This is a genomic window from Chitinimonas taiwanensis DSM 18899 (assembly GCF_900119825.1).
Classification (GTDB): domain Bacteria; phylum Pseudomonadota; class Gammaproteobacteria; order Burkholderiales; family Chitinimonadaceae; genus Chitinimonas; species Chitinimonas taiwanensis.
Genome location: NZ_FPKR01000013.1, coordinates 152,115 through 161,862, shown reverse-complemented (window position 1 = coordinate 161,862; position 9,748 = coordinate 152,115). Strand labels below are relative to the sequence as shown.

Sequence of the window (9,748 nt, the reverse complement as noted above, 5' to 3'; positions counted from 1 at the left end):
CGCCGTCATAGCCATCTTGGCGGCGTCAGTCCCGAGGCCTTTGAACTAGCCGCGGCGTGAGGCTGGAGGTTGTCTACCGTTTCCGGGACAGTCCAATAGAGACCCCGCCACATATTAGTCTTAGAGTATCCTAAGACGTTCAAAAAAGCCGCATCGCTAAACACGATGCGGCTTTTTTGTTTTTGCCCGCATCCAAGCAGATGCCGGCCGGCTCTGCACCAACCACTAGGGCGGGCGAGGGGCAGGGCTTAGCAGCTGAATGGGTAGCGCAGCTGCGGGCTGGTCTGTCCATCGCGCGATAGCGATAGCCAGGTCGCGCCCTGCTTGACGCGCCAGAAGCCGCAGCCCAGGTCCGTGAAGCCGGTGTAGTACTCGGCGGATGCTGGCCTGCCGTCGGCGAAGTAGAGGCGGTAGCGGGTCTCCTGCTCGCTCGACACGCGCAGCACCATCAGTCCGGTATTCGCTTCCGCTGCTTCCAGCTGCCCCGGGGTGGTGCTGATCCAGCGCAAGGCACCTTCCGCCAGGATCGCATAGGCATGCACGGACTGCATATCAGCGTCGCTGAACACATAGCGCCGTTCGCCGAACTGCGCCAGTTGGCATTGACCATGGCGCAGCGGCAGCAGATGCGGCATCAGTGGCTGCAGCTGCCAGTTCAGCAGCTGGCAGCCTGCTTCGCCCTGCTTGTGCAGCAATAGCACCGCGCGTTGCCCAGCCGGGTGGCCCGGTCGATACGGAAACCAGTTGGGGATGGGGGTCAGTGAGACTATCCGGTCCATCAGCAGCTTGCCGCCGGGTAGCGCATACAGGCGGCGCTGCTCGCCGCTATCGCTCAGCAGATAAGACGCGGCTTGCGGGTCGTCGAGCACGCTCAGGCCGCCCACCCCCAACCATTCGGGTTGCACTACTTCCTTCAGCTTGCGCAGATCGATCAGCCCATGGCCGTTGGCACTGACGACAGGCATGAGCTGTGCAGGCAGATAGTGCCGATTGGCTTCCAGCGTCGAGCTGCTATAGGAGGACAGGTAGTCGCGCGGTGATACCGCCAGCAAGCTTCCGCGCTGGAAGAGCGCCAGGCGGTAATGATCACCGCTCTTCAGACGCAGCAGGGTGCGGCCGGTGCCGCCCAGGACCTTGGCCTCCATCCATTCGGGGTGGACAGTCTCGAAGCGTGGCAGCGCATAGGGTTGCCCATTGCGCTGGAGCAATTGCTGGCAGCCTTCCGCTGTCGCGACAAAGCCGATTGCGCGTCCGCCCAGATGCAGCGGTTCGATCGACGCATAGTGCGCCGCAGGCCGCTGCTTGAGCGCAAAGCGCAGGGTGCCATCCGGCTGCGGCAGGACGCGCACCGAGCGATACCAGATAGTGTCGCGCTCCAGCTCGCCTTTGTAGCCTGTGGGCGTGTAGCCGTTGTACGGCGCATCGGGCAAGTCTGCATCTGGCGTGGGCAGGCAGGCGGACCAGGCCGGCCAGGCGAGGCAACAGACTATTGTGATCAGTGCGCGGCGAGTCAGTGCCAAGCTGCGTAGAGGGTGTGCAACATCCATCAAGTACCTATTTCCTTTGCGACTCGGTTTTCTGCTGCTTGGCGATGCGCTGCTCCGCCTGCTCGAATACACGGACAGCGCCATGTATGAGATCAAACGCGGGGAAGAATGATTACCGCATTCATGCTTCAGCTTCGGGCATGGTGTATGCCAGCCTGCCTAGGATTCAATCTTCGCTCAGATAGCCGCGTTCCAGCTGTAGCTGCGGGTTGTCGAAGATGGCCATTGCGGTCTGCATGCGCAGAAAGCCCAGTTGGCGGTAGAAGTCTTCGCGGCCTGGCACGGCATAGAGGATGACTTTTCTGTGTCCTTGCGTGGCAGCCAGCAGCTGGCGGACGACCTGCTTGCCCAGGCCGCGGCCCTGGTGGCTGGGCAGGACGGCGATATCGCACAGATAGGCGCAATCGCCACCATCGGCCAGCGCCCGGCCGGCAGCCAGCAGCTGCCCGGCCTCATAGGCAAAGCAGCGGAACATGCTGTTGGAGAAGACCTTCTGCAGATGGGCGGCGCTCTTGTCCCCTAGCGGGGCGGCCTGGTACAGCGCCGACAGTGCTTCCCAGTCCACGCCATCCAGATCGTATTGCCAGCTCAGCGCCATGCTGCGCCTCCTTGTGATTGGTCAGAAGTAGGGCATGTGGGGCAGCCGGGCTTCAGCTTGGCGTGTCGGCGTGGTGACACACGGCTTCGATATTGTGGCCGTCCGGGTCGAGCACGAAGGCCCCGTAATAGTGGGCGTGGTAATGCGGGCGCGGACCGGGCGCGCCGTTGTCGCGTCCGCCGGCGGCTAACGCAGCCTGGTAGAAGGCATCGACCTCGGCGCGGCTGTCCACCCGGAAGGCGATATGGATGGGCGGGCGATTCGGCGTGCCGCTGCTGATCCAGAAATCGGGCTTGGGCGCCACGCCAAAGCCGGCCACATCGCTGTGGCCGGTCACCGCGGCGGGGATTTCCGCCAATAGGCTGTAGCCTATCGGGGCCAGCGCATGAATATAAAACGTCTTGCTGTGGGCAAAGTCACTGACAACCAGGCCGGTGTGATCGATCATTCGTTCCTCCTAATATTGATGGTATGAATCTGCTCCGCATGATTGCTGAGCCCAGGGGCTGACTGCAAGCCTGGGACGGCGTGGCGGAGCGCTTTGCGGTAGAGCGTGGAGTGTTGTGATGAGATGGGTGCCTGATGTGGGCACGGCCTTGCTGTTTGGGGGCTTGAGCCACGCGATGATGGCGGCGCTGCTGGCGGTGTTCTGGTGGCGTAGCCGCAGCGACAAGGGTTTTGGCTGGTGGGTGGCGAATGAGCTGCAGCTGGCGCTGGCCACCTTGCTCCTGCTGCTGGTGGCTTGGCTGCCGGCTGGCTTGATTATGTGCGTGTCGAATGCCCTGTTGCTGGCCAGTGCGCCGGCCATGGAAACCGGCTTGCGGATTGCGCTTGGCCGCGCGCATCGGTCGGCGCTGGTCTGTCGCTGGCTGGTGGCGGCGCTGGTGTTTGGCCTGTGGCTGGCCAGCTGGCTGATGGGGGCCGGCTATACCAGCCGGGCCTTGATCTTCTCGCTCGGCCTGTTGGTGCAGCTGGGCTTGTTTGCCAGCTTTCTGCTCGGTGTACGTGCCGCGGCCTGGCGCCTGCCGGTGCGCCTCTTGCTGGCCAGCGTGCTGATCGTGGCCCTGGCCGATGGCGTGCGCATCATCCAGCTGCTGAACGAGTGGGGCAGCGCCAAGGCCAATCTGGCCAGCGCATTGCCGCTGCTGACCCTGTCTGGCCTGTTTGCCGCCTTTCTGCGTCTGTGCGCGATGCTGGTGCTTGTGCATGGCCGGGTCGAGCAGGGCCTGCGCCAGGCACAGGCCGAGCTGGAGCGGCGCGCCAATGTGGATGCGCAGAGCGGGTTGGCCTCGCGCGCCCACTTCGATATCGCCGCGCCGCAGCTGCTGGCCAATGCGGCGCGCCAGGGGCTGCCGCTCAGTCTCTTGCTCTGTGACCTCGATCACTTCAAACAGGTGAACGACCGCTTTGGCCACCAGGCGGGCGATGCCGTGTTGCGCGAATTCGGCGCGGCCCTGCGACAGGTGGTGCGCGAGGGCGATCTGCCTGGTCGGCTGGGTGGGGATGAGTTTGCCGTGCTGCTGTATGACTGCGATCTGCTGCGCGCCGAACAGGTGGCCGAGCGCCTGCGCCAGATCACCACGGGCCTGCAGCTGCCCGATGCCAGCCGCCTGAGTCTGAGCATCGGCCTGTGCCTGATCACGCCGCCCATGTCCTTTGCGCAGGCCTACCGCTGTGCCGACCAGGCGCTGTACGCGGCCAAGGCGGCCGGGCGCAACTGTGTACAGCGCAGCATGGCCGCCGAGGTATCCCTGTCATGAAGATGCACCACGCCGCCACCCAGGCCGAGCAGCAGCTGATGCAGCTACTGAGCCAGCTGCTGGCGGCGCGGCACGCCTGCCTAGCCCAGCCGCAAGATGCGCAGGCCCTGCATGCCTTGCGCGTGGCCATGCGTGCGCTGCGCAGCATGTTGCGACCCTGGCTGCGCAGTGATTCGCCCGAGCGCCTGGGGCTGGCGCTGGCCTGCTGGCAGCAGTTGATACGGGCGAGCAACCCGCTGCGCGAGGCCGATGTGCAGGCCGAACTACTGCGCAGCCTGCTGCCGCCCGATCACGCGGGTCTGGCACCGGCGCTGCAGTGGCTGAACGCGATCGAGCTGGCCCGGCAACGCCAGGCCTGGCTCGCCCAACTCGGGCAGCCCAGGGCTGAGGCGGCATTGTGGCTGGTGCGTAATGGCGCGCGAGCCTTGCTGCACGGGCAAGGCGCGGATTTCGAGCCTCGCCTGCGCCGTCAGCAGGCGCGTCTGGCTGCGCGCATCCTGGCGCGCTTGCAACATCCACGCCGCACGCTGGCCGAGGCCCGCGATTGGCATGCGCTGCGCCTCGATTGCAAGCGCCTGCGCTATCTGCTGGAAAGCTATCCGCAGCTACCCGATGCGCTACGTCTGGCGCGCTTGGCCGGGGCCACACAAGGCGCGCTCGGACAGTTGAATGATCTGGACGGCCTGATGGCACGCCTGGATGCGCAGCCCGGTGGCCTGGGCGCGTTGGCCGATCATCTGCTGCCCGCTCGCGAAGCGAGCCGTAGCGCGGCGCTGCATCCCTTGCGTGCTTTGCGCCAGGCCTTAGCCGCGCGCTAAGGATGGCGATACGGCACGCGCAGGGCGCTTGCCCGCACGTATCATGCGGGCTGGCCAAATGCAGGAGGATGCGACCATGAATGCCGAGCTTGCCGAACGTTTTCTGCGCGAAGGGGTGCGCGATGTGGAGTGCCTGTTCCCCGATGTGTCGGGCTATCCGCGCGGCAAGCTGATGCCGGCGGCCAGCTTTGCCAAGGGCAATGAACTGCGCATCGCCCAGGCGATTCCCATGCAGTGCGTGACGGGCGAGTATTCCTACGACCCGATCTTCCCCGACGAAGACCCGGATGTGCGCCTGCTGCCCGATCTGCGCACGCTCAAGCGCGTGCCCTGGAGCAGCGTGCCGCGCTATCTGGCCGTGCACGACTGCGTGGAGCTAAGCGGCGAGCTGTGCGCATTCGCGCCGCGTTCGGTGCTCAAGCTGGTGCTGGCCCGCTATGCCGAGCTGGGCTTGAGCGCGGTGGTGGCGCCCGAGATCGAGTTCTACCTGACCGCCGCCAATCTCGACCCGGCTCAGCCCTTGCAGCCACCCAAGGGGCGCGGCGGGCGTGCCGAGGTCGGTCAGTCGGCCTTCAGCCTGAATATGCTCAATGAGTTGGCGCCGTTCTGGGACGAGTTCCATGCCGCCCTCGATGCGCTGGGCATAGGCGGTGATACCTGGATACATGAGGTGGGCACCACCCAGTACGAGATCAACCTCATGCATGGCGACCCGCTGGCGGTGGCCGACCAGGCCTTCCTGTTCAAGTATGCGGCCAAGGAGATTGCGCTCAAGCATGGCCTGAACGCGGTGTTCATGGCCAAGCCGATGGCGGGCGAGGCGGGCAGCTCCATGCATCTGCACCAGAGCGTGGTGGATGCCGATGGGCAGAACATCTTCACCCTGGCCGATGGCAGCGCCAGCGAGCGCTTTCTCCACTATATCGGCGGCCTGCAGGCTTATACGCGCGAGCTGATGCTGATCTACGCACCGACCGTGAATGCCTATCGCCGTTATGTGAGCGGTAGTCAGGCGCCGATCAATCTGGAATGGGGTTACGACAACCGCACCGCCGGCCTGCGCGTGCCGAACAGCAGCCCGGCCGCGCGGCGGGTGGAAAACCGCATTGCCGGTGCCGATGCCAACCCCTATCTGGCGATTGCCGCCACGCTGGCGGCGGGCCTGGCTGGCATGCAGGAAAAACTGAGCCCTAGCGCGCCGATTACCGGCAATGGCTACGACCATGCACATGGCCTGGCACGCACCTTTGTCGAGGCCCATGCGCAGATGGCGCAGAGCAGCTCGGCCGCACGTCTCATGGGCGCGGATTTCGTGCGCGCCTATCTATCGGTCAAGGGTTTGGAGTACGACAGCTATCTGCGCGAGATCAGCGCCTGGGAGCGCCGCTACCTGCTGCCGCAGGTCTAGGGTCTGGCCGCTCAGGCCGATTTGCTAGCCTTGCGTAAAGCCGGGGCGCTCACACGCACGCGGCCTTCCCAGCCACAGCGCAATGAGTGACAGCGATAGCGGTGCACCAGCACGAAGCGGCTGATCAGTCGGTCGAGCAGATTGCGCGGGATGCGGAAGGTATCGCCCTGGCAGCGCGGGCAGGGCAGTGGGGCGGGGGCTGGCGTATACGGCATGGTGCTGGCTTTCGAAGCGGGGCGCTTATCCCTTGTACACGTTTTGTATTGCAGCTGTGCTGGAAAGATGCGGCGCGGGCCGCGCCATGAAAACATTCAGGGCGGCGCCGATCTACAGACCGGCGCCGCCCTGAGGGGTTCCCGCCTGGCTTAGTACGGCCAGACCGGGTTGGCGGCCAGCATATCGACCTTCTTCACCGTGGCGTGGTCGTTGCTGCTGCTATTGGCGTAGAACAGCGCGGCCTCGGCCGGGTAGCCGTAGCTGGTGACCTGGGCGGCAGCGGTCGCCGAGTAGCGCACGCCCCACAGGTCGAAGGTGGCGCGCTGATCGCGCTGGGTCAGGAAGGACAGGGTGATCAGCAGATTGTCATTCCCATCCACCGAGGGGCGGCTTGCGTACTGGCTGTAGCCGAGCTTGTCCTTGTTGGCGGCCCAATCGAGCTTGGCGAACTGGCGCTGATGCAGATAGAGCAGGGTGATGATGTCCCAGCCCTTGGCAATATCGGCATTGCGCTCGGCCCAGTAGTGGACCCACTGCATATAGAAGGCCATGCGCTCGCCGTTCTGCACCGCATAGGCATCCGAGCCCCAGATGCGCTGGTAGGCGCCTTCGATCGGGTCGGCCTCGGCTCGTGCTGCCTTGATCATGTCGAAAGCCGAGCGATAGTTGATGCGGCCGCGGTCGCGGTCGTCTTCCAGCTCGCGCAGCACGCGCCAGTTCTTGTGCAGCGGGAACAGATTGTTCGACACCTCACCGCTGCGTCCACCATACACATTGAGCATGCCTTGCTGCAGATTGTGGCCGAGCTCATGGCTCTCGCCCCAGCCGCGCGGGTTCAGGCCCCAGCTCTGGTCATAGGGGTTGCCCGAGCAACCGGCGCCGCATTCGGCATAGGCATCCACATTGATATGCTGAGTGCCCGGTACGCGGTGCACAGTCTCGCTGCTGCAGTCCCAGCCGCGCGTATTGCATAGGCTCTGCACCGCGGCGGGCAGGGTCTTGCCGCTCAGTGCGAAGCCGGCCAGCTGGTAGGCATCTTCAAAGAACAGCGTGCGCATCTCGGCCAGATAGCGGTCCATATCATTGCCGTAGTCGTCCTTGAGCACGGTCTTGATCTTGTCCACGCGGCTATGCACTTCCACACCGGGCATCTTGATCTCGGCCCAGTCGAACTGACCGGCATTGATCTGGGCCACGAAGCTGGCCTTGTCACCGCCCTGGCTCAGGTCGAGGAAGGGCTGGCGAGCCACGCCACGTAGGCGCAGCTGCACCTGCTGGCCAAGGGTGGCGCCGCTGAAGCTCAGCTGCAGATTGCCGCCATACGGGCTGCTTAGCTGCAGTGGGCTGCCCTGGCTTAGGCTGATGCTGGGGCTGGCCAGGTAGCGCGGGCGGTTGAAGCCGTCATTCGCCCACAGCCGGGTCGAGCCAGTGCGCTGGGTATTCAGGCGCAGCGCCAGCGTGGCAGTGCCGGCATTCAGCACTTCCACCTGCAGGGTCTGGCCGGGCAGGGCAAAGCGGCCAATCGCGGTGAAGCCGCTTTCCGACGGCAGGGTCACCGTCACCGTTTCATCGGTCTGCGAAGGCGTGATGCCCTGTACGGTCTTGCCCATATAGGTGCCGAGGTCGCCCTGGGCCGTGCCCTTGGCGCGTACATAGGCAACCCATGCATCGGCGATCAATGCGCGCTGGAAGGCGGCCGGCTGCTTGGTCTTGTCGAGCGGGTAGGTGATGTCCTTGCGCGTGGTATCGGCCCACAGTGTGAGCAGGCGCAGCAAGGTGGTGTTCGGGGTGCTGAACAGATTGCGCCCGGCGCGGTTGAAGCTATTGATCTGCTCGCGCACCTGCTCGGCCGGCGTGATCACCTCGGCCTGCAGATCGCTGACATTGTCGCAGCTAACCTTGCCCACCGAGTTCGTGCACTTGCTCCAGTCGTAATCGCTGCGGAAGTTACTGCTGGCCAGGCGGGTCAGCAGCGGGGTCACCGCGCCGAACTGGTTCAGGCTGGCCTGGTTGCTGGTACTGCTGCGGTTGGCGGCCACCTTGTCGGCCGCGAAGTAATTGCCTGCATAGGGGCCGAGCGCCAGGCCCATGCCGCTCAGCATCTGCTGGCCCGAGGCGCTATCGCCCCAGCCATTGGTGTGCAGATAAAGCACCGGCTTACCGGCGCTCAGATAGTTGCGCACCTTGGCTTCCAGGCCGCTGTCGGCGTTCACGCCGCCACCAACAATAATCAGATCGGCCTGTTGGCCGCAGCTGTTCTCGGCAATCGGGTCGCAGGCGAGGCTCTTGGCGGTGATCTTCGCTGCAGTCAGGCCGTTCAGGCCATTCGTGGCGTTCAGACCCGCCCAGGCCACATTGATGCTGGCCGGCAGGGTGGCGCCCGGCTGGCCGACCACCAGCCAGCTGACCAGGCGCTGGAAGGCGGGCATATGCGCCTCATTGGCCTTCTGGCGGAACTGGTCGAGCACATTGATGCCGTAGCCGGCGCTACGCCCACCCTGGGCAATGCTCAGGCTGGCCAGCGTCCGTCCGGCATCGCCGACGATCAGCGGCTGGGCCAGCTCGCTATTGGCCGGCAGCACGAACTGGCTGTGCTGGGTAGGCTGGTATTCGCTGCTCACGCCCTGGTAGAGCGCCGCGCTCAGCCCGGCCTGGCGGTTGACCAGGCCCTGGGTGAAGTCGCGTGCGCGGATGGCAATCGCATTGGCGTCGCTCAGCGCGCTGGCATCGCCGCTTTGCAGTGCCTGATCGATGGCATTGCTGACTGGCGGCGTAACTGTGCCGCCGCCGTTGTCGGGTTTGCTGCCGTCTTCGCCGCCACCGCCGCCGCAGGCGGCCAGCAGGGCGAGGAGCAGGGTAGAGACCAGCAAGCGTGGTCGGTAGAGTGCGTGCATTGTGTATCCCGTCTGAAAGGGCAGTTGCGGCGTACCGCCTGCCTGGCTGACCTTGAGAAGGTCGCCGGTATTTTTCTGTGCCTGGGTGCTGCTGGTGCGGGGCTGGCTGAAACCGCCATGAAGGCAGACTGGCCGACCGCGTATTGTTTTGGCGGCAGCGATATGCAATTTGCATGCCGAGCTGATCGGGCGCGGCGCCGCGCCGGCTGGCTGGGCGCCGCGCTGATGCGCGGCACGCGCGATGTGCGGCTGATGTGACCAAAAATGGCATTAGTAACGCGACACCGGCAGTTCGGGCGCTGGACGTATGGAACGCAGCGCAGGGCTGGCGGGTCTGCAATAGTGAGTAGCGCGCTGCGGCTTGAGGCTGGCGCGGATAGTTGCGGCCAGGTCCGGCGGACTAGTGATAGATTATTCTGGTTATATAAAGATAATTTCAAATAACTAAACGAGATTAAATGCCCTGCCTTACCATGCGGGCCATTCGAGGCTGTTGGACACAATCCG

General features: G+C 64.7%; 9 protein-coding genes. 4 read left to right on the top strand and 5 right to left on the bottom strand.

The window, feature by feature from the left end; translation table 11 throughout:
* Positions 1-248 precede the first annotated feature (248 nt).
* The 3 genes from BT173_RS16195 to BT173_RS16180 all read right to left on the bottom strand — a co-directional run bounded on the left by BT173_RS16195 (position 249) and on the right by BT173_RS16180 (position 2,593).
* On the bottom strand, positions 249-1,547 hold the full coding sequence (locus tag BT173_RS16195; protein ID WP_139256197.1) for a hypothetical protein: 1,299 nt from the start codon (positions 1,545-1,547) through the stop codon (positions 249-251).
* Positions 1,548-1,713: 166 nt separating this feature from the next.
* Complete coding sequence (locus tag BT173_RS16185) at positions 1,714-2,145, bottom strand: GNAT family N-acetyltransferase (RefSeq protein ID WP_072429711.1); 432 nt, start codon at positions 2,143-2,145, stop codon at positions 1,714-1,716.
* Between the two features lie 52 nt (positions 2,146-2,197).
* Positions 2,198-2,593, bottom strand: coding sequence for a VOC family protein (locus BT173_RS16180; protein WP_072429710.1), 396 nt, complete (start codon positions 2,591-2,593; stop codon positions 2,198-2,200).
* Between the two features lie 118 nt (positions 2,594-2,711).
* Here BT173_RS16180 and BT173_RS16175 point away from each other — a divergent pair, with 118 nt between their 5' ends.
* The 3 genes from BT173_RS16175 to BT173_RS16165 all read left to right on the top strand — a co-directional run bounded on the left by BT173_RS16175 (position 2,712) and on the right by BT173_RS16165 (position 6,131).
* Entirely contained in the window at positions 2,712-3,905 is a 1,194-nt protein-coding gene (locus tag BT173_RS16175) for a GGDEF domain-containing protein (protein ID WP_072429709.1), read from the top strand.
* Complete coding sequence (locus BT173_RS16170; protein WP_072429708.1) at positions 3,902-4,723, top strand: CHAD domain-containing protein; 822 nt, start codon at positions 3,902-3,904, stop codon at positions 4,721-4,723. Before BT173_RS16175 ends, BT173_RS16170 begins: the two co-directional genes overlap by 4 nt.
* 76 nt (positions 4,724-4,799) lie before the next feature.
* On the top strand, positions 4,800-6,131 hold the full coding sequence (locus tag BT173_RS16165) for a glutamine synthetase family protein (RefSeq protein ID WP_072429721.1): 1,332 nt from the start codon (positions 4,800-4,802) through the stop codon (positions 6,129-6,131).
* Positions 6,132-6,142: 11 nt separating this feature from the next.
* Here the strand turns inward: BT173_RS16165 and BT173_RS16160 are convergent, their stop codons facing one another.
* A complete protein-coding gene (locus tag BT173_RS16160) occupies positions 6,143-6,346 on the bottom strand; it encodes a hypothetical protein (RefSeq protein ID WP_072429707.1) in 204 nt (67 codons plus the stop codon).
* A 150-nt stretch (positions 6,347-6,496) separates the two neighbouring features.
* Complete coding sequence (locus BT173_RS16155) at positions 6,497-9,241, bottom strand: ImpA family metalloprotease (RefSeq protein ID WP_139256196.1); 2,745 nt, start codon at positions 9,239-9,241, stop codon at positions 6,497-6,499.
* Positions 9,242-9,265: 24 nt separating this feature from the next.
* Between BT173_RS16155 and BT173_RS16150 the strand changes: the two genes are divergently transcribed.
* Positions 9,266-9,499 carry a hypothetical protein gene (locus BT173_RS16150; protein WP_072429706.1) on the top strand — a complete coding sequence of 78 codons (234 nt, stop codon included), beginning with the start codon at positions 9,266-9,268 and terminating at the stop codon, positions 9,497-9,499.
* The last annotated feature ends 249 nt before the right edge of the window (positions 9,500-9,748 follow it).

Excerpts from the sequence above, each read along its gene's own strand:
- BT173_RS16180 (WP_072429710.1), bottom strand. The coding sequence starts at position 2,593 with ATGATCGATCACACCGGCCTGGTTGTCAGTGACTTTGCCCACAGCAAG.
- BT173_RS16160 (WP_072429707.1), bottom strand. The coding sequence starts at position 6,346 with ATGCCGTATACGCCAGCCCCCGCCCCACTGCCCTGCCCGCGCTGCCAG.
- BT173_RS16195 (WP_139256197.1), bottom strand. The coding sequence starts at position 1,547 with ATGGATGTTGCACACCCTCTACGCAGCTTGGCACTGACTCGCCGCGCA.
- BT173_RS16170 (WP_072429708.1), top strand. The coding sequence starts at position 3,902 with ATGAAGATGCACCACGCCGCCACCCAGGCCGAGCAGCAGCTGATGCAG.
- BT173_RS16185 (WP_072429711.1), bottom strand. The coding sequence starts at position 2,145 with ATGGCGCTGAGCTGGCAATACGATCTGGATGGCGTGGACTGGGAAGCA.
- BT173_RS16165 (WP_072429721.1), top strand. The coding sequence starts at position 4,800 with ATGAATGCCGAGCTTGCCGAACGTTTTCTGCGCGAAGGGGTGCGCGAT.
- BT173_RS16175 (WP_072429709.1), top strand. The coding sequence starts at position 2,712 with ATGAGATGGGTGCCTGATGTGGGCACGGCCTTGCTGTTTGGGGGCTTG.
- BT173_RS16155 (WP_139256196.1), bottom strand. The coding sequence starts at position 9,241 with ATGCACGCACTCTACCGACCACGCTTGCTGGTCTCTACCCTGCTCCTC.